The organism is Noviherbaspirillum sedimenti, from assembly GCF_003590835.1.
Taxonomy (GTDB): domain Bacteria; phylum Pseudomonadota; class Gammaproteobacteria; order Burkholderiales; family Burkholderiaceae_D; genus Paucimonas; species Paucimonas sedimenti.
On record NZ_QYUQ01000002.1, the window covers coordinates 3,289,529 to 3,310,985 of the forward strand.

Genomic DNA, 21,457 nt, shown 5'->3' on the forward strand with positions numbered 1-21,457 from the left:
ATGTCGCCAAGCTCGCACTACCTGCGTTGCCAGGGCCGTGAAATCCACTATGTCGAGTGGGGCGACAGAAATGCCCCGCCGCTCATCATGTGGCACGGCCTGGCGCGCACCTGCCGGGATTTCGACGATCTCGCGCAGGCGTTGTGCGGCACTTACCGGATCATCGCGCCCGACACCATCGGGCGCGGTTATTCCGAATGGAGCACCGCGCCAGAGCAGGAATACTGCCTGGCGTTCTACGCCCAGATTGCCCAAGCCCTGTTCGACCAGCTCGGTATCGCGCGTGCGCGCTGGGTCGGCACCTCGATGGGCGGCGCCATCGGCACCCGTGCCGCGGCCACCACGCTCAAAGGGCGCATCAGTCACCTGGTATTGAACGATAATGGCCCGATGCTGGCACTCGCGGCGCTCGAGCGCATCAAGGCGTACGCCGGCAACCCGCCGCAATTCGATACCGTCTCCGAACTGGAAGCCTATCTGCGCAAGGTGTACCTGCCTTACGGCTGGCAAAGCGATGCACAGTGGCGTCGCATGACGGAAACCTCGACGCGCCGTCTGCCCAACGGCAAGATCACCACGCATTACGATCCTGCCATGGTGCGCCAGTTCTTCGTGCACCCGACCGATTACCGTACCTGGGAATTCTACGACCAGCTCGACATGCCGACCCTAGTATTGCGCGGTGAAAGCTCCGACCTCTTGCTGCAGGACGTGGTCGATGAAATGACCCGGCGCGGTCCGTGCGCGCAGGCGGCCATCATTCCTGGCTGCGGCCACGCGCCGTGCCTGAACGTGCCGGAACAGATCGAGATCGTGCGCAGCTTCCTGGCGCGCTGAGGCTGCGCCGCGGTCTGCCTGCGCCATTTTCCCGCTGCCCAGGCATTGAGGAAGGAAATTTCCTTTCAGAAATGTTGCTGCCGCCAGGCTCCCTCTTTTGCGTTAAACTCGTAGTCTTTTACTGCAAGAGACTGCCCGCCATGTGGACTGCCAGCCGCGCCCCCGACCTGAAAACCGTATTGATCGCCAGCGGCCTCGTGCTGACCCTGGCGATGGGTGTGCGTCATGGCTTCGGCTTCTGGCTGCAGCCGATTTCGCAAGCCAATGGCTGGACGCGTGAAACCTTCTCGCTGGCCATGGCCCTGCAAAACCTGATGTGGGGCGCGTTTGGTCCTTTCGCCGGCATGGCTGCCGACAGGTTCGGCACCGCCCGCGTGGTCATCGTCGGGGCCCTGCTGTATGCGGCCAGCCTGTTGTGGATGGCGTTGGTGACGCAGCCGACCCTGTTCGTACTCGGCGCCGGCACGCTCGGCGGCGCAGCGCTCGCCTGTACCGCTTTCGGCGTCGTCAGCGGCATCGTCGGCCGTGTCGCTCCGGCGGAAAAGCGTTCCTGGGCTTTCGGTATCTCCGGCGCGGCCGGTTCGTTCGGCCAGTTCGTGCTGATGCCGATCGAGCAGCAGCTGATATCCGCCACCGGCTGGCAAAATGCCTTTTACCTGCTGGCGGCGCTGTTGCTGCTGGTGATGCTGCCGATGGCCTGGTACCTGCGCGAGCCGGTGTATGCCGACCATGGCGGCCACCAGCAAAGCATCGGCGAGGCGATCCGCGAAGCCTTCGCTTACAAACCCTTCCTGCTGCTGGTGGCCGGCTATTTCGTGTGCGGCTTCCAAGTGGTGTTCATCGGCGTGCACCTGCCCGCCTACCTGCAGGACAAGGGCATGATGGACCCCAACGTGGCAGTGATCGCGCTGGCGCTGATCGGCTTGTTCAACATCTTTGGATCCTACTACGCCGGCAAGTTGGGGGGCAGGCTGCCCAAACGCTACCTGCTGTCTTCCATTTACATCACCCGCACGGTGGTGATCGCCCTGTTCCTGCTGGCGCCCTTGTCCTCGGCGTCGGTGTACGTGTTCTCTGCGGCGATGGGCTTGTTGTGGCTCTCCACCGTGCCGCTCACCAATGGCGTGGTGGCCGGCATCTTTGGCGTGAAATACATGTCGATGCTGTCCGGCTTCGTGTTCTTTTCACACCAGGTCGGCAGCTTCCTCGGAGTCTGGCTGGGTGGCTACCTGTTCACCAAAGAGGGGAGCTACAATACCGTGTGGATGATCACGATTGCGCTGGGCGTATTCGCCGCCGTAGTCAACCTGCCGATCAATGAAAAGGCCATCGTCCGCAAGCAGGTCACGGCGGCCTGAGGTGTCCTGCGCCTGGCGTGACCAGGCCGGAATGGATGGCAACGCAAATAGGGAGGTTCAGGTGAAAAAGCTGCCTGGCCGGCTACAAGGCCTACTCGCCATGATGCTGCTGGCCGTTGTGCTGGCGGCGGCCTTCATGGCTTACCTGCGGCCGTCCTTTGTGGTCGATCTGGCCAACCGCATCATCCTGTGCATGTAGCTGCGGCAGCGCCGGGCGTACCGTGCGCACGGGCGTACAATAAGCGCATGGATATTTCCCTCCCAGAACTGGAACAGGCAATCAATTACTGGCGCGCGCGCAAGCCTTCTGTGGGCGAGGAGTGCGCCTTGTCAGCGGAAGTCAGTGCACTGGCCAGGGTCTATGCGCTGATGATCTACCATCGCACTGCGTACATTGCGCTGGCTGCTCTTGATCCGGTTGCACGCCAGCTGATCGAAATAGCGATCAACCAGCAGGCCAGGCTGGTGCAGGCAGGCGCGTAAGCAAGCGCCTACGCCGCCAGGTGGCGCGCCTGCCGTTGCGGCAGCGATCCCTCGGTTTTCCTCGTTTCGGCAGCGGCTTTTTTCTGGATATGTTTCTTGTGCGCCTGGCCAGCGTAATCGCTGTCGAGCAAGGCTTGCGCCACTTCCGCCGGCACGCCCTGCTCCTGTAGCCACTTGCCCACCAGCGTCGCCAGGCGATCCAGCGCAATGCGATGGGTGGCATCGGTCTTCGCATACAGCCAGTCGGACAAGGCCATGAAGCGCGCGAAGGGCGTTTCGCCCAGGATTTGCGGCAGGGTATGGGCGAAGCGGCCGGAGTTCGCAATCATGTCCCAGTAGCGGGCAAAGCGCACCAGGCGCTGCATGTTGGAAAAATCGATACGGTCGGTGGCCAGGATGGTGTAGGGCGGATGGGCGTCGTAGACCATGCCGAAATCCTGCGTGTGGCGGATGATGGGCGTGCCGCGCAGGCGCTTCAAGATGCCGAACTGGATCTCGTGCGGCTTGAGCGCATGCAACTGGTCGAAGCCGCGTGCGAAACTGTCGATATCCTCGCCCGGCAGGCCGGCGATCAGGTCCACATGCATGTGCGCGTGGCTATGTTCGACCAGCCAGCGGATATTTTCGGCGGCTTTCTCGTTGTTCTGCTTGCGGCTGACCAGGCTTTGCACTTCGGGGTTGAAGCTCTGGATGCCGATCTCGAATTGCAGGGTGCCCGGCGGGAATTTCAGGATGCCTTCCTTGAGCGCTTCCGGCAAGTGGTCCGGCACTACTTCGAAGTGGGCATACACCGGATCCTCGGGATGGGCGGCCAGCTTGTCGAGGAAGAATTGCATGATCTTCAGGCTCGACTTGATGTTCAGGTTGAAGGTGCGGTCGACAAACTTGAACAGCCGCGCGCCGCGCGCATGCAGGCTTTCCAGTTGCCCCAGGAAGGCGTCGAGGTCGAATGGCCAGGCGGTCTTGTCCAGCGACGACAGGCAGAACTCGCACTTGAAGGGACAGCCGCGCGAGGCTTCCACGTACAGCGTGCGCTGGGCAATATCCTCGTCGCTGTAGAGATCGTAAGGCATGGCAATGTCCGCCAGCGGCGGCTGCACGCCGGCCTGCACCTTCATCAGCGGCTGCGGACCGTCGAGGATCTGCCGGCACAGGGCCGCAAAGCTGAAATCGCCCCAGCCGGTGATGACGTAATCGGCCAGTTTGACGATTTCCTGCTCGTTGGTCTCATATGAGACTTCCGGGCCGCCCAGCACGATCTTTACTTCGGGCGCCACGCGCTTCAACATCGAGACCACCCTGGCGCTTTCCTCGACATTCCAGATATAGATGCCCAGACCGATGATGCGCGGCTTTGAGGCCAGCAGCTTTTCGACGATTTCGCTGGTCTTGGTGCCGATGACGAATTCCTGCAGGCGCGTTTGTTCCCGCAGCGCGCCCATGTTGGCGAGCAAATAACGCAAGCCCAGCGAGGCATGGGTGTAGCGGGCGTTCAGGGTCGACAGCAGGATGCTCATGGCGGGGGCGGCGGGCAGGCGGAACAAAAGCGCCATTCTACGCTGGATGGGCTGGCCTGGCGGCAGTCACTGCAAGCCTGGCGGCCGCCTGTACAGGGATACAAGGCGATTGCGATACACTAAGTTATTCCCGCCAGGAGAGAGCACATGGACATGAAAGCAAGCAATGACGTCAACCCGCACCAGCACCGCATCGCGCTGGTCCTGCAGGGCGGCGGTGCGCTCGGGGTCTACCAGGCCGGCGTCTACCAGGCTATGCATGAACACCGGCTGACGCCGGACTGGGTGGTGGGCACTTCGATCGGCGCCATCAATGCCGCACTCATTGCCGGCAACCGGCCCGAGCACCGCCTGGCCCGCCTGCAGGAATTCTGGGAACGGGTGGCGCATGGCGACGCCTTCGACATGAGCCAGGTCTCGGACGCGGCCCGGCAATTCAATATCAGGATGGCCACGCTGGATACCGTCATGCGCGGCGTCCCGGGGTTTTTTACGCCCCGAGGCTTGCATCCCTTCTCGCTCGGCCTGCCGGTTGATCCGGAACAGGCCGGCTTTTACGATACGGCGCCGCTGGTGCAAACCTTGCGCGAACTGGTCGATTTCGATTACCTGAACACGGCCAACGGCATGCGCCTGACAGTCGAGGCGGTGAAAGTCACCTGCGGCCGGCGCGCCGCATTCGACAATCAGCAGCAGGCCATCGGTCCCGAGCATATCCTGGCCAGCGGTGCGCTGCCGCCGGGTTTTGCGCCGGTGCGCATCGATGGCGAACTGTACTGGGACGGCGGCCTGTTTTCCAATACGCCGCTGGAAACCGTGCTGGACGATGCACCGCGCGTCGATACCCTGTGCTTCATGGTCGACTTGTGGAGCGCCGCCGGCGACGAGCCGACCACCATTGACGAGGTGGCGACGCGGCAAAAGGATGTGACGTTTGCCTCGCGCTCGAAAAACCACATCGAGCATTATCTCGAATTGCACAAGCTGCGTAGCCTGGTGCGCAAGCTGCATGGCGAGTTGCCGGAGGCGTGCCAGAAGCGCACGGCTTATGCGATGGAGGCGGTCGGCAGCGATTCCACCATCCATATCGTGCGGCTGGCCTATTCCGGGCGCGACTGGCACATGGCGTCGAAGGACGTCAATTTTTCCCGGGGGTCCATCCGCTGGCGCTGGGAACAGGGCTACCAGGATGCGATGCAGGCCATCCACCATCGCAGCTGGACTTCGTTCGTGCCGGCCGAAACCGGTATTGTCCTGCATGAAGTGGTACCTGACCGCGCCGAATCTGTCAGCGTGAAATAAGCCAGCGTGTTTTAACCCGCATGCCCGCCGCGACTTCTTGCGATGCAACAATAAATTGCCAAAAAATATTTTGGCGTTTTGCAATTCAAATTTATAATCCGCTGGCTGCAATGCAGCAATGCAATGCAGAAATATTTGTTGGAAGAGCTTGCAGGCCGCCATTTGTTTGATTTAAGCAACAGAAGGAATGATTTGTTGCGATGCACAAAAAGTCCTTGACAAAAATAGAGGCGAGTCTAAAATAGCCAATGTTGCGTCGCACAATAAGCGCCGCCCTCAGACTAAAGTTATTCCTCTCAACTTAGGAGAAGCAAATGTTTTCTATTCAAGACCAATTTTCTGCCGCCACCAAAGCCAATGTTGAAGCCCAACTGGCCCTGATTTCTGCACTGACTACCAAAGCCTTCGAAGGCGTCGAAAAGCTGATCGACCTGAACCTGACCGTCGCCAAGACTTCGCTGGAAGAGTCCAACGCCGCTGCCAAGCAATTGATGGCTGCCAAGGATCCACAAGAATTCTTCTCGCTGGCCGCTGCCCAGGCACAACCGACTGCTGAGAAGGCTGCTTCTTATGCACGTCACGTTGCCAACATCGCTTCGTCCACCCAGGCTGAAATCACCAAGACCGCTGAAGCACAAATAGCTGAAACCAGCCGCAAGGTTGCTTCCCTGGTGGACGACGTGGCAAAGAATGCCCCGGCCGGTTCGGAAAACATGATTGCCGCCGTCAAGTCGATGATCGGCAACGCCAACGCCGGCTACGAGCAATTCGCCAAGACCACCAAGCAAGCGGTCGAAGCCATCGAAACCAACCTCAGCACTGCCACTGCGCAATTTGCCCATGCAGCTGATAAAGCCACCGGCCGCGCCAAGAAGTAATTTTCTTCGCCGCTGATGAAAACGGGCCGCATTGCGGCCCGTTTTTTTACGCATATTCGCTGTACACTGCTGGCTTTTCCTGCAGATGAACGTGCCGCTCCCGGAGAACATTCCTCATGTACAAAGACCCCCTCAATACATCGGGCGCAACCGACGCCGCCGCTTCTGCCAGCCCTGCGCGCCAGGGGCCGGCTTTTGTGGTCAAGGGCTCGCGCATCCATGGCAGGGGCGTATTTGCGTCGCGCAGGATCGCCGCCGGTTCGCGCATCGTCGAATACAAGGGTGAACGCATCACGGCTGAGCAGGCCGTCGAGCGTCACGGTCGCGATCCGGAAAATCCGCACCACACCTTCTTTTTCAGTCTGGAGGATGGCCGCATGATCGATGGCGATGCTGGTGGCAACAATGCCCGTTGGATCAACCATGCGTGCGAACCGAATTGCGAAGCGCGCGAAGAAAACGGCCGGGTCTTCATCTATGCCTTGCGCGATATCGAGCCGCAAGAAGAGCTGGGATACGATTACGGCCTGGTGATCGACGAAAGACAGACGGCCGCCATCAAGCGCGACTACGCCTGCCATTGCGGTGCATCCACTTGCCGTAAGACAATGCTGGCGCCCAAACGCAAAAAATCTTCGCGCGCATAAGAAGCCTGTGCTGCGTCAAAGCTTACTCTGACAGACAGGCAAATTTTCCATCAGTTTTTCTTGAATTAACTGCTGCGCGTCTGCAATGACGCGCGATCATTTCCTGCTGTAATTTTTATTCCGCGAACTACGTATTTTCCTACTCTACATTCAGTCAATGTCCTATCCCCGAGCGTGACTTAGCCTGCTAGCATCCCTAATGTAGCCGGATGCAAGGCGACTGGTTTAAACCTGACATTGCACACTCTATTGGAGACCAACATGAACTTCATTATCTGGATTGTAGTTGGGGGCATCATCGGCTGGCTGGCAAGTCTGGTCATGAAAACCGATGCGGAGCAAGGCATGATTTTGAATATCGTGGTCGGTATTGTCGGTGCGTTGCTCGGAGGCTGGCTGCTGGCACCGCTGTTTGGCACAGGTACCATCAATCAGAATGATTTCAGTCTGGGATCCATGTTGGTGTCTTTCCTGGGTGCCATTGTTCTCCTCATGGTGGTCAATCTGGTGCGCCGCGGTCGCACACGGTAAACAAGATTGCTTGCGTCGAAGGACATTCGCCCTGCGTGACGCATAATTAACCGTCAAGCAACTGCCGTTGGCACGCAAGTGCAACGGCAGTTTTATTTTTCCTTTGCGGAAACACAGCCGGCGGCCAGTGCCTTGGCCTGACTGCCGGCGACGCATCGCGCAGCGGTGGACGTGACATTGAAATTGTTCAAACAGTCACAGTTGATCGTAAAAATTCATTATTTTCGACAACTCAGCCGCCAGGCAACATTGATGTCAGTTGGAAATGCCATAATTGGGCTATTTCCTTCTCGACAGATACCCATGATTCTTGAAATTGCCGATATTCGTATCCAGCCCGGCCTCCAGGCCGACTTCGATGCCGCCATCCAGCATGGCGTGACTGAAGTGATCGCCAAAGCCAAAGGTTTTAATGGCTTCAAGATCAACAAAGGCATGGAATCGCCCGAACGCTATGTCTTGATGATCTTTTGGGAAACGCTGGAAAACCACACGGTCGATTTCCGTCAATCGCCCGGCTTTACGGAATGGCGCGCCATTGTCGGGCCGTTTTTCGCTGCGCCGCCAGTCGTCGAGCATTTCACGCTGTTAAGCAAATCGGACTGAAAAACGGCCCGCTCCAGATCGCGCAAGTCGGATGTCGGTCGGTGCAACCTTTGCACAACGCCATAGTCAAAAACAAGTGTTAATTTTGACAAGGGGAATGCAAATGCGTGTCGATATTTATCGCCGTCCGGAATGGGGCGGTCAATTTTCCTACTTGGCGGTGCCGGAAGGCAGTGTGATCCCGGGTGAAGCCACCAATGTGGATTGGGAAGCGGCCGAACGCAGCGTCGACCTCGAAGATAGTGTGGAGCGCTTGCCGCAGTTTTCGATTGATGACCCGATTGAGCAAATTACTTCGAAGGGCTATGCCATTACCAGCGTGAGAACCTTGGGCGATGGCGAATTGCCGATGTAAAGCGGCATGTGGTCGGCAAACAGCGCCGACCACATGCGTGCCAGTGCTTACTTTTTCCCTGATCCGCTGTCCGACAATCCCACCCCATAGTTCAGCCTGACAAGCTCACGCCTGATTGGCTTCCTTTGCGCTTGTTTCTGACACCTTGAATTTCGGTCAATTGTTGCCATTTGTTTGGATTTTTTGTGAAATTCAAGCGAAAAATACTGTATTTTTCAATTCTCCGATTGAACCGCAGCAAGTTAAAGTGGACTAATAAAAGATCCCTTTTTCGCTAGGCAAGTATTGCCTTGCTCCCCTCTTGCATTCAGGAGAATTCATACATGTCCAGCAGCATTTCCGGTATCAAGCGACGCCAGTTCTGGCGCAAGGTACTGATCGCCTTGGTCAGCCTTGGTCTCATCGGCGGCATTGCCGCCTACTTCACCTTCCAGCAGAGTCGCCAGCTTACGCAGACCTATAGCCAGTTTGCCGGCGACCTCGATGCCGGCAAGGTCGGCACGGTCAGCATCGCGCCCAACCGCGACAGCGGCAAGGCGCAGGTGACGCTCAAGGATGGCAAGCATTACACCGTGCAATTGCCGTCCATGGACGTGAACGCGGCCAACAATTTCACCGCCAAAGGCGCGAACGTGGAAATCGACCCGCGCGCCTTCAACCTCGATACCATGCTGCCGATGCTGGTCATGCTGGCGGTGCTGGGCTTGTTCGGCCTGGTGGCATCGCGTCCCGAGCCGTTGGCGCTGCCGTTTCGCAAGAAGCAGCGCGAAACCCAGGTGCGCTTCGCCGACGTCGCCGGTGCCGAGGAAGCCAAAAAGAACCTGATGGAAATCGCCAGCTACCTGAAGTCGCCCGACGTGTATGAAGAAATCGGCGCCAGTTTTCCGCGCGGCGTGGTGCTGTATGGCGACCCCGGCACCGGCAAGACGCTGTTGGCCAAGGCTCTGGCCGGCGAATCCGGCGCCAACTTCATCGCCACCAACGGTTCCGAGTTCGGTTCGATGTTCGTCGGCGTCTCCACCCTGAAGATCAAGCGCCTGTTCGCCCGCGCGCGGGCCATGGCGCCCTGCGTGCTGTTCATCGACGAGATCGACGCTGTCGGCGGCCGACGCATGTCGGAAGGCTCGGCGGCTGCGCGCGAAATGAGCAGTACCCTGAACCAGTTGCTGGTGCAGATGGATGGCTTTGAAAACAACAATGGCGTCATCGTCGTGGCGGCGACCAACCGCCTCGATTCGCTCGACCCGGCCCTGCTGCGCTCAGGTCGCTTCGACCGCCGCATCCAGGTCGGCAAGCCGAACCTGAAGGAGCGTGAGCAGATTCTCAAGATTCACGGCCGCAAGGTGCGCGTCGAGGAAGAATTGAATTACAGCGAGATCGCCCGCCAGACCATCGGTTTTTCCGGCGCGGACCTGGCCAACGTGATGAACCAGGCGGCGATGATCGCGGTGCATAACGGTGAAGAGAAAGTGGTGCTGGAAAACGTCCTGCGTGCGCGCAACGTCATGCTGATGGGCGAAGAGCGCCGTTCGACCTTGTCGCTGATCGACCAGGACGGTCGCCGCCGCCTGGCGATCCACGAATGCGGCCATGCGATCCTGGCAATGATCGGCGGCACCGATCCGGTGACTGCGGTGTCGATCGTGCCGCGCGGCCAGTCGCTCGGCCAAACCTTCATGGCGCCCTCCAAGGACCAGTTGCTGATCGAGCGCACCGACCTGGTCAACCGCCTGCACGTATTGCTGGGTGGCCGCGTGGCGGAGGAATTGTTCATGGACTCGATGACCACCGGCGCCGATGATGACCTGTCGCGCGCTTCCGAAATCGCCCGCAACCTGGTGTGCCGCCATGGCATGTCCGACTTTGGCCTGTTGACCATTGACGAGGATTCCAGCCCGCAGCTGCGTTATGAAGCCGAGAAAAAGGCGATGCAGATCATGGCCCATGCCAAGCAGAATACCTCGTCCATTCTCACCACCCACCAGAACGTGATGGAAGCGATGGTCGTGCGCCTGCTGGAAAAGGAAGAGCTCGATAGCGACGACGTCCGGGAATTCAAAGCCATGATGGCCGACGATCCGGTGCCGCTGGTGGTGGCGGCGTAATCCTCCGCCTGGCGGCTTCGGCGTCAAACACAAACAAAAATGCCCGCAGTTGCGGGCATTTTGCATGAATCCCAGAGTTGCCGGGACCGTCCAGGACGGCCCGGCTCAGCCATATCAATTCACTTGCTGAATCCCTGCCAGCAGCCAGCCGCCTTGGCCATTGACCGGCTTGGACAGATTCCAGACTTCGGCGAACGGCTCTGTCGGTGCATTTTCGGATTCCTTGATCATGCCGTGGAATTTCACGCTGGCGACATAATCGTTGCCGATGGTTTCGATGCCCAGCATTTCGGCATCCAGCGCCATGACATCGGTATGGTTGCTGGAGGCGCCGCGTTCCTGCAATTGCAGGCGCAGCTCTGCAAACATTTCCGGAGTCGTGAATTCGCGGATATCGTTGATATCGGCGCGATCCCACGCTGCCTGCAGGCGGATGAAGTTGGACTTGCCATGGCGCAGGAAACCGGCGCTGTCAAAATCGGCTGGCACATCGAAGCTTGCGCCAGTGGTGTCAGCGGCGCCGGAAGCCAACGCATTGCCCGTGAAAGCAGCCGGTTGCGCCGGTTCCAGGCGCGAACCGATGTTTGGCGTATTGAAGCCGGACGCGCCGGCGCCAGCGTTGGCAAAGGCCGGACGCATCGGTTCAGCATTGCCCGACTTGCGCTTGAACATGCGGTAGATGAAGAACGCCGCCGCCGCCAGCAGCGCCACCATCAGGATCGTGCTGATCATGCTGGCCATCGCGCCGCCGAGCCCCAGATGCGACAGCAAGGCGCCCAGACCCAGGCCCAGCAGGGCGCCGCCCAGCATGCCTTTCCATGCGCTGGCCGGCTTGGCCGCCGCAGCAGCACCGGCAGCGGCCGGGGCTGCTGGCTTGGCGACATTGCTTGCCTGGTTGCTTGAGGGCGGCAATGCCTGACGGTTGACGCTTTGCGATTGCTTGCCGAACGAGCTGCCGCCGCCCAGGCGTTTAGCCTCGACGTTCGACAGGCCAACAGTCAGCGTCAGGGCGCTAACCAGTATTGCCATTAATAATGTTTTCATGCATATCTCCAGATAAAAAAACTTGCGATGCGGAAAGCGGCCACATCCGCCGTGATTTGGTCATGGATCGCGCACTGACAAGGACGATCATACGACGTTCCATTTTATATAATAATCCCGGAACTTCAATGTAAAAAGCGAAATTATTGGAATGTATACTTCTTAAAAACAGAAGGTTTGTGGCCAGAAAGGCCCTAAGCCTGCAGCCGTTGTGGCTGCAGGGACTCGTCGAGCGATATGTCGCTGATGAGCGGGATGGCGATTACTAATACCGTGCCTTGGCCGAGCGTGCTTTCCAGCGTCAGTTCGCCGCCGATGGCACTGACGCGTTCGCGGATGCCGATCAAGCCGAAGGATTTCGATTTGCGGCGGTCGCTGGGATACATGCCGACGCCATCGTCGGCGATGCGCATCTGCAGTTTGCCGCCCTTGCGGTTCAGGGCGATGTTGACGCAGCTGGCATTGGCATGGCGGGCGACATTGGTGAGCGATTCCTGCAGAATACGGAACAGCGTGGTGGTCTGTACCTCGCTCAGGCCTTGATCCAGTTCGTCGGCCTTGGCGAACAGATCGCAAGTGATGCCGGTGCGGCGCTGGAATTCCTGGATTTGCCACTGGAACGATGCGTGCAAGCCGAGGTCGAGCACAACCGGACGCAGGTTGTTGATGATTGTGCGCACACTTTTGATGGTGTTGTCGATATTTGCAAGGACGGTATCGAGCTTGCGGTGCAGCCGGGGATGCGTGGCGGCGGTGCGCGCATGCAGCATCGAGACATCGATGCGCAACGCCAGCAAATTTTGCCCCATTTCGTCGTGGATCTCGCGTGCAATGCGCTTTCTTTCGTCTTCCTTGATGACTTCCTGGTGCACGGCCAATTGGCGCAGCATTTCCTCGTTCTGCGTATGCTCGGTAATGTCGAGCATCGAACCGATGAAGATGGTCGGCAGCGCGTCGCCTCTGGAGATCGGTTCGCCTTGCAGGCGTACATGACGGATGCTGCCGTCGGGCCGCACCACGCGCAGCGTCGAGCTATATTCGCGCCGCTCTTGTATTGCGGCACCGACGATAGCTGAAATCCTGCGGCGGTCGTCCGGGTGGATCAGCTCAAAACCGGCAGGGATGGAGGGCTTGACCGCACCTGGTTTCAGTCCGCAGATGCGGAAGAATTCGTCGGACCACTGCGCTTCCTGGGTGGCCAGATTGATTTCCCAGCTGCCCACATGGGCCACTCGCTGGGCGATGGTCAGCACGTTCTGCGTCTGGCGCAGTGCATCTTCTGCGCGCCGGCGCACCTCGATCTGGGATACCAGCTGGGCGTTAGCGACTACCAGTTCGCGGGTGCGCATCGCTACCCTGGCCTCCAATGCATCGTGTGCTGCTTGCAAAGCCTTTTCCGTGCGCTTCAGGTCGGTCAAGTCCATGTTGATCGTGATGGCGCCGATGATCTGCTGTTCTCTGTCGCGCAGCGGCATGGAGGAGGCGCGCAGGATGCGGTGCTGGCCGTCGGGGCGCATGATTTCGCATTCCCGGTTCAGCGTCACTTCGCCATGGCTCAGCGCACGCACTAGGCCATATTCGCTCGGGTCGATCTTTTCGCCGGAATCGTAGTGCCACACCTGATATGACAGCGGACCGTTCTGCAGTTCGGGAGGGACCGGCCCCCAGATTTCGGACGCGGCCGGATTGAACAGATTGAGCTGGTTGTCGCGGCCGACAACCAGCACACCCACCGGCAGCAACTCCAGGATTTGCCGCAGCAGGGCCTCGTTCTTCTCCAGTTCGAGACGGGCTTCGTCACGGCGCAGATGCCGATTGATCAAAAGGTACAGGCCGGCCAGTAGCAGCGCCAGAAAAAATAGCAGCAAGGCGGCGCTGACCTTGATGCGATGCATGCCGGCGCGTTCCTCAATAGCATAACGCTGCTGCAACTGCGTTTCATGGATGGTGACCAGGCTCAGGATGTCGCGCAGGCGTTCGCTGTAGGCGTCTCCGGCGTTGAGTTGGTGGGCCGCCTGTGTCGTGCCGAGGTGCGACCGCGCCAGTTTCATGTTCTCGACGCGTACCGGGATGACTTGCCGCAGGTGCCCGAGATAGGATAGCAGCGTGGGATCGTCCCGGGCCAGTTCGGCAAGATTGTCGAATGATGCTTGCAATGCTTCCAGGGCCGCATCGTGCTGCAACAGCGATGCGTTGTCGCCATTCAGCATATAGCCGTGATGCGCGGCAACCGCCAGCGCCATGCTTGAACTGATTTTTTCGGTGGCGATCAATACCGCCTTGCTGCGATCAACCGCGGCATCCAATTTCTCCGAGGTCATCATGCTGTCCCAGGCAATACCTGCCAGTAATGCCAGGAATAACACGCCCGCCATAAATCCCGTCAAGACAAGTTGATTAATCGACCATTTTTTCATTGAGGGAAAGCCAAGGACTGCCGAAGATAATTTTGTATTATCGAAAAAGGCATTTTAGGGCCTTTTTCGACGGCAGGCTTGTAAATTCGAAAAACCCGTTGCTCTTATGCAGGAGCAACGGGTTGCGGGCAAACCGATCGCGATAGGGATTTAGCGGCTGCCGTTGTTCGGCGTGCTGCTGTAGCCGCCGCTTTCCGGACGGGTCGTAGTGTTTTCGCTGCCAGGCGAGGCACCCATGTTGCTGCCGGAGGTGCCGCTGCTGCTGTCGCTGCCGGAAGAACCGCTGGTGGATGGCATGCTGCCGGAGGTGCCGCCGCTGCTGTCGCTGCCGGGTGCCCCGCTGCTGGGAGGCATGCTTTCGGTGGCTGCGCCGCTTTCCGTTTTCGGTTTGGTGCTCCTGGCTTTGTGCTCTTTGTGCTTTTTCTTGGTTTCACGCGACTTCATCTTTGTGCCCGAGTCGCCCGCCGACATGCCCGAGGCACTGCTGTCAGTGCTGCTGCCCGAGGATTGTTGGGCTTGTTCCCGTTGCATCCGCAGTTCCTCGGCACGCTGCTCAACAGCGGCAGCCTTGGCCGGATCGGTGGTGCTTGAAATGCCGCTCTCGGAACTTTGGGCATAACTGGCGCCGGCGATACCTAGCATTGCAAGCAATGTGATCAATTTCAGTTTCTTCATAGTTAACTCCGTGGGGTCTAAGACAGAACAGGCATTCGTGCCGATAGGCCGGAATGCAACTGATGAGGAAGAATTCAGACTGGATGGGCGCGTGTCGGTTTCGTCAACTTGTACGCGGCAGCACAATTTTGACCCCAGCCTTTTATCGATCACAAGATCTTGTGTCTTCGGCGGAACCTTTGTCGGCGACGCCTAACTAAGGCAGCTTTTCGTCTGATTCAAGTTCCAAATATGCTCTAGGGCAAACTTGCATTGCGCTGGCAGCGCGGCAGATAAGAATGCAGAAGATGATGCGCGCCGGCCATTCATTGTCGGCGGCATGATGCAATAGCTGCTGCCTAGCCGAAAATGATCCAGGCAAGCAGCAGCGCGACCAGCGCTACCCGGGTCAGGTTGTAGGCGGTGCGGTTCCATGCTTTGAAGAGGCGGCGATACTGGCCGCCCAGCCAGATGAAGCGGAACAGGCGGTTGATGCCGCCGGTCTGGTCGCCTGTTTCATTGGGCGAGCTGGCCGCGGTCATGAGGGTGCGGCCGAGCCAGCGGTTGGCCGCCTGTGCCCAGCGGTAGCGCATCGGCCGCTCGACATCGCAAAACAGGATGACGCGGTTGCTGTCGCTGTCATTCCTCGCCCAGTGGATATAGGTTTCGTCGAACATCACGCTCTGGCCGTCGCGCCAGCTGTAGCGCCGGCCATCGACGTCGATGAAGCAGTCGTCGTTGTTGGGCGTAGCCAGGCCGAGGTGGTAGCGCAGCGATCCGGCGTAGGGGTCGCGGTGCGGATTGAGCTTGCCGCCGGGCGGCAGTTCGGCGAACATCGCCGCCTTGATGCACGGGATGCCGCGCAACAGGGCCGTAGTCTTCGGGCACAGGCGCTCGGCCGAGGGGTGGCTGGCGTCGTACCATTTCAGGTAAAAGCGCTTCCAGCCATACTTGAAAAAGGAATTGAAGCCGGCGTCATCATTCTTCTGCGCCGCCTTGATCTTTTGCAGCGCGATCAATTGCAGCGCTTCGTCGCGGATGGTTTCCCAGTTGGCGTCCAGCGCGCGCAACTGCTCGAAGCTGGCCGACGACAGGTAAGGCGTCGACGGCACGCCGGAAAACATGTGCATGAACGTATTGAGCGGCGCTACCAGCGAGGAATGGTCGACCAGCTGGCGAAAAATTGGCAGGCGTACGCGACCACGAAAATGGACGTGGAAAATCGATAAGAGGTAGACGGCAATCACAGTCCATTTCATGGCGGTATCCGGAATCGTGGGGGGTAACAATGAATGACGGGCAGGCAAGCGCTTGCTTGCAAGGTCATAAATTGTTTAATAAAAGCTAATTTGATGCAGATAGTGGCAAGTTGCCGGTATTTGCTGCGTTGCGTCGGATTATATACGGTAATGCGCCCGGTCCCGGTCACGCTCATCCGGCGGGGCGTCTGAACGGCAGGCGCAGCGCCACTAATGCCAGGACGCAAAATGCCGCGCCGGCGATGAAGGTCAGTGCGGCACCGTGGCGGTCCCAGAGCAGTCCTGCCACCACGCTCGCCACCAGCAAGGCCAGGCCGCTGACCAGGTTGAAGAAACCATAGGCCGTGCCCAGCAGGTCGTTCGGGGCGGTTTGCGCGACCATGGCGGCGAGCAAGCCTTGGGTCATGCCCAGGTGCAATCCCCACAGGCTCACCCCCAGCCATACCCAGCCCCAGTGGTTGCTGTAAGCCAGGGCGGCGTCTGCACCGATCAGTACCAGCAAGCCGAAGGCCAGCAAACGCGTATGGTCAAGACGGTCGGAGAGCTTGCCAAATGGATAGGCAGACAGCGCATACACCACATTCATGCCGATCAGGACCAGCGGCACCAGCGCCAGCGGCAAGCCGCCCTGCTGGGCACGCAGCACCAGGAACGCTTCGCTGAAGCGCGCCAGGGTGAAGATGGCGCCGATGACGACCACGCGCCAGTAGGCGCGTGGCAGGCGCGCGAGATTGTCGCGGCGGATGGGGTTGCGGCCAGGCTTGCCAGGCGGCCGCTCGGGTTCGCGCACGCCAAAGAAGAGCAGGCCGACCGCCAGCATGCCGGGAAGTACGGCGACCCAGAATACTGCGCGGAAGTCATTGGCCCACAGCAGCATCAGGCCCATTGCCAGCAAGGGCCCGAGAAACGCCCCCACGGTGTCGAGCGACTGGCGCAGGCCGAAGGCGGCGCCGCGCATGGCGGGCGGCGCAATTTCCGCCACCAGGGCGTCGCGCGGGGCGCCGCGGATACCCTTGCCGACGCGGTCGATGATGCGTGCGGCAAAGATGAAGCCGACGCCCGTGGCCAGGGCGAAGAGCGGCTTGGACACCGCCCCCAGGCCGTAGCCCAGCACTGCCAGCGGCTTGCGCCGGCCCCAGTAATCCGACAGCACGCCTGAAAATACCTTGACCAGCAGTGCGGTCGCCTCGGCCACGCCCTCGATCAGGCCGACGACCAGGGCGCTCGCCCCCAGGCCGGTGACCAGGAACACCGGCAGGAGACTGTGGATCATTTCGGACGAGACATCCATCAGCAGGCTGACAAAGCCGAGGGTCCAGATGGCGGCGGGGAGGTGCTGGGCGGGACGGTGGGTCATGCGGAACGGGAATGCGCCATTTATCCTCAGGCCGCCATGCTGCCACAGGCTGCCGACATTGGCAATTTTGCACTTGCCATCGAGTTTGTCCTGGCCGGCTCTGCACGTATCGGCAAGCAGTCGCAGACCTGGGTGCGTTTTGGCGACGGGTGGAAGGTCGGGCCGCGCACGCCGCCTGAGGATGTTGGATATCATACTGCCCATGAGCACACTTTTCTCTCCCATCAAACTGGGCGCGCTGACGCTCCCCAATCGTATCGTGATCGCGCCGATGTGCCAGTATTCGGCGCAGCACGGCAACGCCACGCCTTGGCACTTGATGCACCTGGGCCAGCTGGCACTCTCCGGCGCCGGCATGTTGATCATCGAAGCCACCGCAGTCGAGGCGGATGGCCGCATTTCCGCGCAAGACCTCGGCCTGTGGTCGGATGCCAACGAGCAGGCGCTGGCTTCGACGCTGGCCGCGGTGCGCGAACATTCGGCCATGCCGATCGCGGTGCAGCTGGCGCATGCCGGCCGCAAGGCTTCGGTCGCCCCGCCCTGGCTGGGCGGCCACTTGCGGTCCTCGACCGAAGGCGGCTGGCGTACCTGGGCGCCGTCGCCCTTGCCTTTCACGCCGGGTAATGAAGCGCCGCTCGCGCTCGACCAGACAGGCCTTGCGCGCATCCGCGAGGCGTTCGCGGCGGCGACGCTGCGTGCCGCCCGCATCGGCATCGATGCCGCCGAATTGCATGCGGCGCACGGCTATCTGTTGCACCAGTTTCTTTCGCCCCTGACCAACCGGCGCGACGATGCCTATGGCGGTTCGCTGCAAAACCGCATGCGCTTTCCGCTGGAAGTATTCGAGGCGGTGCGTGCCGCCTTCCCGGCCGCACAGCCGGTCGGCGTTCGCGTATCGGCCACCGACTGGGTCGAAGGCGGGTGGGATCTGGAGCAGACTGCGGTATTTGCCGCCGCCCTGAAAGCGCGCGGCTGCGATTTTCTCGATGTCTCCAGCGGCGGCCTGTCGCCACAGCAGCAAATTGCGCTGAGTTCCGGTTACCAGGTGCCGTTTGCCGAGTACCTGAAAAAAGAAATCGGCATGCCGAGCATCGCGGTCGGCCTGATCACCGAAGCGCGCCAGGCCGAGGCGATCGTCGCTGCCGGCCAGGCCGACATGGTGGCGCTGGCGCGCGGCATCCTGTACAACCCGCGCTGGCCCTGGCATGCCGCTGCCGAGCTGGGCGCCCAGGTCGATGCAGCGCCACAGTACTTGCGCTGCCAGCCGCGCGAGCTGAAGGCGTTGTTTCGCGACGCTAAAATCGGCTAGGCGGCGCGCGCCTGCATCGGGGATTGCGCGCGGGCTGGCTATCGCAGGAGGTGCAGCATGAAATCGAACCGAAATGCTAGCGGGCCTGTCTGTGCAGGGCCGTCGCGCCTGGCCTTGGCAACGGGCGTCCTGGGTTTGCTGGGCGCCGCCGCATTTCCTGCGACCGCGGCCGATGGCATCCGCGCACAAATCCTTGCCCGCGGCCTGGAACACCCGTGGGCCCTGGCGTTCATCGACCAGGGCCGCATGCTGGTGACCGAACGTCCGGGGCGTCTGCGCCTGGTGGCGCCGGACGGCACGGTCGGCGCACCGATCGCCGGCGTGCCTGCAGTGGATGCCGGCGGCCAGGGCGGCTTGCATGACGTGGTGACGGACAGCGGCTTTGCCGCTAATCGCACGATCTACCTGTGTTACGCCGAAGAAGGCCCGGGCGGCAACTCGACCGCGCTGGCGTCGGCGCGTCTGTCGGCGGACGGCCGACGGCTGGAGCAGGTGAAGGTCTTGTTCAGCCAGCGTCCCAAAGTGCGCAGCAGCGCGCATTTCGGCTGCCGCGTCGTCGAGGCGAGCGATGGCAGCCTCTACCTGACGCTGGGCGACCGCTACAGCCGCAAGGAAGATGCCCAGACCCTGGACAACCATCTCGGCAAGATCGTGCGCATCAACAAGGATGGTAGCGTCCCGCCGGACAATCCCTTTGCCGGCGCGGGCAAGCCGGCCGGCGCCCTGCCCGAGATCTGGAGCTATGGCCACCGCAACAGCCAGGGAGCCGCCCTCGGCCCCGGCGGCAAGCTGTGGATGCACGAGCATGGCCCGCAGGGCGGCGATGAAATCAATCGCGCCGAGGCCGGCAAAAATTACGGCTGGCCGGTGATTACCTATGGCGAGAATTACGGTGGCGGCAAGATCGGCGCCGGCATCACCGCCAAGGCTGGCATGGAGCAGCCGCTGCATTACTGGACGCCATCGATCGCCCCTTCGGGCATGGCTTTCCTGAAAAGCGATCGCTATGGCAAGGCGTGGCAAGGCAGCCTGCTGGTCGGCTCGCTCAAGTTTGATTATCTGGCGCGGCTGGAACTGCGCGACGGCAAAGTCGTCCGTGAAGAAAAGCTGTTGCAAGACCTTGGCCAGCGCATCCGGGATGTACGGATGGGGCCGGATGGCCTGCTCTACATCTTGACCGACGAGCGCCGGGGGCAATTGATCCGCCTGCAGCCGGCGCCTTGATTGGTCGTCTGTTTTTCTCGCGTGTTGGCCGATGCCAGCCAGGACAGGAAATGCTCACAGGCAACTTATTTGTCGCAATAATGCTGAAAAACAGTGCCTGTCTGTGTTGGTTGCAGCATCTGAGACCGTTTTTTTACGCTTTAATCCAAATATATTTTTTCCTAAAGGCAAGCTTATCTTCGTCAGCGTGCCACTGAACGTCCTACAACTTTCAGTATTGACCGACCCCTGTATCGGTTTTTCTCAAACAAGCCAAAGCCGCATTCCTAGTGTGTTTGCGGCGCTCAGGCTGGTGCTGGACATATTGTTTGATGTTTCTCAAATTGCTCCCGGGATTACACGCTCTGTAGGAATTTCCCTAGTAATTATTGGTTATGCTTACCCCGTGTTTCAGTGAGCGCCTGATTTCCGTCATGTCCGGAAATTTTCATAATTCAATCCATCGATTGCTGCAATGCAAAGAACAGCAAGGAATTCCGTTCCGCGAACAACTCTTACAACCGGGAAATCATCATGCTGAACACATCAATGTCCGATATCAAGTCCACTTCCGCTAGCGTACGTAACGTTTCTGCTGCAGTGCCGCGTCAGGGCAAGTTGTGGTCCAGCCTGAATGAGATCTGCGATCTGTTGCGCATTCCGGTTGCGCTCGGTGGCTTTCATGACGAATTCCAGTTTCAGCACGTGCAATTCAAATCGGGCCAGCGCATCCATACCATTGGCCAGCCCTTCGACATGCTGTATATCGTCTACTCCGGCTTCCTGAAATCCGTGATCATCGACGAATCCGGCAATGAACAGGTGCTCGGCTTCCCGATGAAGGGCGACCTTTTCGGCATCGACGGCATCCATGGCAAGCATTATTCCACCGAGGCGGTGGCATTGTCGAATTGCGAAATCATCCTGGTGCCTTTCAAGGCTTTCCTGACCATCGGCCGCGCCAACGCCGAGCTGGAAGCGGCGATCTATGGTGTGATGAGTCGTGAACTGGTGCGCGAGCAAAGTCTGATTGGCACGCTCGGTTCGCTGTCGGCTGAGGCGCGCGTGGCGCGTTTCCTGGTGTCGCTGTCGGAACGTTTCGCCGACATGGGTTATTCGGGCAAGCAGTTCAATCTGCGCATGACGCGCCAGGAAATCGGCAATTACCTCGGCCTGACGCTGGAAACCGTCAGTCGGACCTTCTCGGCCTTCAATGCCATCGGCCTGATTTCAGTCGACCAGCGCGCCATCGTGCTGCACGATATTCAGGCGCTGCGAACCCTGCGCCGCCTGCCCCCTTCGCATGCGCGCGCCAAGGCGGAAGCTGCCAAGGCATTGAAACAGGCCAATGCGGCAGCCAGCAGTGCAGAGGAGGCCATCTGATCGCGCGCGGCGGCGCAAGACATCACCTTCGCAGCCGCAACCTGCTTCATTGTTTTTAATGCGCGGGATAATGCGCAGGTATCAGATATGAAATCCGTCAATTATCTGCATTAATTGCGCCGCCTGCTTCTGATATGGGATGCCAACAATCAGAAATCTTCCTATGATCAGAGGCATCCCTCTGAATGCCGTTAGTGTTCCGGGTTTTTCTG

Annotated in this window: 21 protein-coding genes and 1 pseudogene; 16 read left to right on the forward strand and 6 right to left on the reverse strand. The window is 59.9% G+C overall.

The window, feature by feature from the left end:
• The 4 genes from D3878_RS15380 to D3878_RS15390 all read left to right on the forward strand — a co-directional run bounded on the left by D3878_RS15380 (position 1) and on the right by D3878_RS15390 (position 2,678).
• On the forward strand, positions 1-837 hold the full coding sequence (locus tag D3878_RS15380) for an alpha/beta fold hydrolase (RefSeq protein ID WP_119786290.1): 837 nt from the start codon (positions 1-3) through the stop codon (positions 835-837).
• 140 nt (positions 838-977) lie between these two features.
• Complete coding sequence (locus D3878_RS15385; RefSeq protein ID WP_119786291.1) at positions 978-2,195, forward strand: MFS transporter; 1,218 nt, start codon at positions 978-980, stop codon at positions 2,193-2,195.
• A 61-nt stretch (positions 2,196-2,256) separates the two neighbouring features.
• On the forward strand, positions 2,257-2,394 hold the full coding sequence (locus D3878_RS23855) for a hypothetical protein (RefSeq protein ID WP_158592284.1): 138 nt from the start codon (positions 2,257-2,259) through the stop codon (positions 2,392-2,394).
• Positions 2,395-2,441: 47 nt separating this feature from the next.
• Positions 2,442-2,678: a DUF3717 domain-containing protein gene (locus tag D3878_RS15390; RefSeq protein ID WP_119786292.1), complete on the forward strand. Its 237-nt coding sequence runs from the start codon at positions 2,442-2,444 to the stop codon at positions 2,676-2,678.
• A gap of 8 nt (positions 2,679-2,686) precedes the next feature.
• Here the strand turns inward: D3878_RS15390 and D3878_RS15395 are convergent, their stop codons facing one another.
• Entirely contained in the window at positions 2,687-4,195 is a 1,509-nt protein-coding gene (locus D3878_RS15395; RefSeq protein WP_119787930.1) for a B12-binding domain-containing radical SAM protein, read from the reverse strand.
• Positions 4,196-4,348: 153 nt separating this feature from the next.
• Here D3878_RS15395 and D3878_RS15400 point away from each other — a divergent pair, with 153 nt between their 5' ends.
• The 7 genes from D3878_RS15400 to D3878_RS15430 all read left to right on the forward strand — a co-directional run bounded on the left by D3878_RS15400 (position 4,349) and on the right by D3878_RS15430 (position 10,619).
• Complete coding sequence (locus D3878_RS15400) at positions 4,349-5,497, forward strand: patatin-like phospholipase family protein (RefSeq protein ID WP_119787931.1); 1,149 nt, start codon at positions 4,349-4,351, stop codon at positions 5,495-5,497.
• A gap of 314 nt (positions 5,498-5,811) precedes the next feature.
• Positions 5,812-6,375 (forward strand): TIGR01841 family phasin, encoded by a 564-nt coding sequence (gene phaP, locus D3878_RS15405; protein WP_119786293.1) that lies wholly within the window; start codon positions 5,812-5,814, stop codon positions 6,373-6,375.
• A gap of 116 nt (positions 6,376-6,491) precedes the next feature.
• Positions 6,492-7,022 carry an SET domain-containing protein gene (locus D3878_RS15410; protein WP_119786294.1) on the forward strand — a complete coding sequence of 177 codons (531 nt, stop codon included), beginning with the start codon at positions 6,492-6,494 and terminating at the stop codon, positions 7,020-7,022.
• Positions 7,023-7,283: 261 nt separating this feature from the next.
• Positions 7,284-7,553: a GlsB/YeaQ/YmgE family stress response membrane protein gene (locus tag D3878_RS15415; protein ID WP_119786295.1), complete on the forward strand. Its 270-nt coding sequence runs from the start codon at positions 7,284-7,286 to the stop codon at positions 7,551-7,553.
• Between the two features lie 303 nt (positions 7,554-7,856).
• Positions 7,857-8,159, forward strand: coding sequence for an antibiotic biosynthesis monooxygenase family protein (locus D3878_RS15420; RefSeq protein WP_119786296.1), 303 nt, complete (start codon positions 7,857-7,859; stop codon positions 8,157-8,159).
• A 31-nt stretch (positions 8,160-8,190) separates the two neighbouring features.
• Complete coding sequence (locus tag D3878_RS15425) at positions 8,191-8,514, forward strand: DUF6139 family protein (RefSeq protein ID WP_338016807.1); 324 nt, start codon at positions 8,191-8,193, stop codon at positions 8,512-8,514.
• A 323-nt stretch (positions 8,515-8,837) separates the two neighbouring features.
• On the forward strand, positions 8,838-10,619 hold the full coding sequence (locus D3878_RS15430) for an ATP-dependent metallopeptidase FtsH/Yme1/Tma family protein (protein ID WP_119786298.1): 1,782 nt from the start codon (positions 8,838-8,840) through the stop codon (positions 10,617-10,619).
• A gap of 114 nt (positions 10,620-10,733) precedes the next feature.
• Here D3878_RS15430 and D3878_RS15435 read toward each other — a convergent pair whose 3' ends face one another.
• The 5 genes from D3878_RS15435 to D3878_RS15455 all read right to left on the reverse strand — a co-directional run bounded on the left by D3878_RS15435 (position 10,734) and on the right by D3878_RS15455 (position 17,350).
• Positions 10,734-11,663 (reverse strand): Tim44 domain-containing protein, encoded by a 930-nt coding sequence (locus D3878_RS15435; RefSeq protein ID WP_119786299.1) that lies wholly within the window; start codon positions 11,661-11,663, stop codon positions 10,734-10,736.
• Positions 11,664-11,857: 194 nt separating this feature from the next.
• Positions 11,858-14,050: a PAS domain S-box protein gene (locus D3878_RS15440; protein ID WP_158592285.1), complete on the reverse strand. Its 2,193-nt coding sequence runs from the start codon at positions 14,048-14,050 to the stop codon at positions 11,858-11,860.
• A 180-nt stretch (positions 14,051-14,230) separates the two neighbouring features.
• Complete coding sequence (locus D3878_RS23530; RefSeq protein WP_147383992.1) at positions 14,231-14,755, reverse strand: hypothetical protein; 525 nt, start codon at positions 14,753-14,755, stop codon at positions 14,231-14,233.
• A 338-nt stretch (positions 14,756-15,093) separates the two neighbouring features.
• Positions 15,094-15,993, reverse strand: a complete 900-nt coding sequence (gene lpxO, locus D3878_RS15450; RefSeq protein ID WP_119786302.1) for a lipid A hydroxylase LpxO — start codon at positions 15,991-15,993, stop codon at positions 15,094-15,096.
• A 172-nt stretch (positions 15,994-16,165) separates the two neighbouring features.
• A complete protein-coding gene (locus tag D3878_RS15455; RefSeq protein WP_119787932.1) occupies positions 16,166-17,350 on the reverse strand; it encodes an MFS transporter in 1,185 nt (394 codons plus the stop codon).
• Positions 17,351-17,386: 36 nt separating this feature from the next.
• Between D3878_RS15455 and D3878_RS15460 the strand changes: the two are divergent.
• From D3878_RS15460 to D3878_RS15475, 5 genes and pseudogenes are all read left to right on the forward strand, one after another.
• A pseudogene (locus D3878_RS15460) lies at positions 17,387-17,470 on the forward strand (hypothetical protein); the annotation flags it as partial.
• Between the two features lie 82 nt (positions 17,471-17,552).
• Complete coding sequence (locus tag D3878_RS15465; RefSeq protein WP_119786303.1) at positions 17,553-18,659, forward strand: NADH:flavin oxidoreductase/NADH oxidase; 1,107 nt, start codon at positions 17,553-17,555, stop codon at positions 18,657-18,659.
• 57 nt (positions 18,660-18,716) lie between these two features.
• Complete coding sequence (locus D3878_RS15470; RefSeq protein WP_119786304.1) at positions 18,717-19,883, forward strand: PQQ-dependent sugar dehydrogenase; 1,167 nt, start codon at positions 18,717-18,719, stop codon at positions 19,881-19,883.
• Between the two features lie 31 nt (positions 19,884-19,914).
• Complete coding sequence (locus D3878_RS23535) at positions 19,915-20,280, forward strand: hypothetical protein (RefSeq protein WP_147383994.1); 366 nt, start codon at positions 19,915-19,917, stop codon at positions 20,278-20,280.
• A gap of 116 nt (positions 20,281-20,396) precedes the next feature.
• The gene (locus D3878_RS15475) at positions 20,397-21,245 is read left to right on the forward strand and encodes a Crp/Fnr family transcriptional regulator (RefSeq protein WP_119786305.1); all 849 of its coding nucleotides are present in this window, start codon (positions 20,397-20,399) and stop codon (positions 21,243-21,245) included.
• The last annotated feature ends 212 nt before the right edge of the window (positions 21,246-21,457 follow it).

Bases quoted from the DNA above. Each gene is read 5' to 3' on its own strand.
- D3878_RS15415 (WP_119786295.1), top strand. From the start codon at position 7,284: ATGAACTTCATTATCTGGATTGTAGTTGGGGGCATCATCGGCTGGCTG.
- D3878_RS15395 (WP_119787930.1), bottom strand. From the start codon at position 4,195: ATGAGCATCCTGCTGTCGACCCTGAACGCCCGCTACACCCATGCCTCG.
- D3878_RS15425 (WP_338016807.1), top strand. From the start codon at position 8,191: ATGTCGGTCGGTGCAACCTTTGCACAACGCCATAGTCAAAAACAAGTG.
- D3878_RS15420 (WP_119786296.1), top strand. From the start codon at position 7,857: ATGATTCTTGAAATTGCCGATATTCGTATCCAGCCCGGCCTCCAGGCC.
- D3878_RS15410 (WP_119786294.1), top strand. From the start codon at position 6,492: ATGTACAAAGACCCCCTCAATACATCGGGCGCAACCGACGCCGCCGCT.
- phaP (WP_119786293.1), top strand. From the start codon at position 5,812: ATGTTTTCTATTCAAGACCAATTTTCTGCCGCCACCAAAGCCAATGTT.
- D3878_RS15435 (WP_119786299.1), bottom strand. From the start codon at position 11,663: ATGAAAACATTATTAATGGCAATACTGGTTAGCGCCCTGACGCTGACT.
- D3878_RS15390 (WP_119786292.1), top strand. From the start codon at position 2,442: ATGGATATTTCCCTCCCAGAACTGGAACAGGCAATCAATTACTGGCGC.
- D3878_RS15385 (WP_119786291.1), top strand. From the start codon at position 978: ATGTGGACTGCCAGCCGCGCCCCCGACCTGAAAACCGTATTGATCGCC.
- D3878_RS15455 (WP_119787932.1), bottom strand. From the start codon at position 17,350: ATGACCCACCGTCCCGCCCAGCACCTCCCCGCCGCCATCTGGACCCTC.
- D3878_RS23530 (WP_147383992.1), bottom strand. From the start codon at position 14,755: ATGAAGAAACTGAAATTGATCACATTGCTTGCAATGCTAGGTATCGCC.
- lpxO (WP_119786302.1), bottom strand. From the start codon at position 15,993: ATGAAATGGACTGTGATTGCCGTCTACCTCTTATCGATTTTCCACGTC.
- D3878_RS15475 (WP_119786305.1), top strand. From the start codon at position 20,397: ATGCTGAACACATCAATGTCCGATATCAAGTCCACTTCCGCTAGCGTA.
- D3878_RS15430 (WP_119786298.1), top strand. From the start codon at position 8,838: ATGTCCAGCAGCATTTCCGGTATCAAGCGACGCCAGTTCTGGCGCAAG.
- D3878_RS15470 (WP_119786304.1), top strand. From the start codon at position 18,717: ATGAAATCGAACCGAAATGCTAGCGGGCCTGTCTGTGCAGGGCCGTCG.
- D3878_RS15400 (WP_119787931.1), top strand. From the start codon at position 4,349: ATGAAAGCAAGCAATGACGTCAACCCGCACCAGCACCGCATCGCGCTG.
- D3878_RS15380 (WP_119786290.1), top strand. From the start codon at position 1: ATGTCGCCAAGCTCGCACTACCTGCGTTGCCAGGGCCGTGAAATCCAC.
- D3878_RS15465 (WP_119786303.1), top strand. From the start codon at position 17,553: ATGAGCACACTTTTCTCTCCCATCAAACTGGGCGCGCTGACGCTCCCC.
- D3878_RS23535 (WP_147383994.1), top strand. From the start codon at position 19,915: ATGCCAGCCAGGACAGGAAATGCTCACAGGCAACTTATTTGTCGCAAT.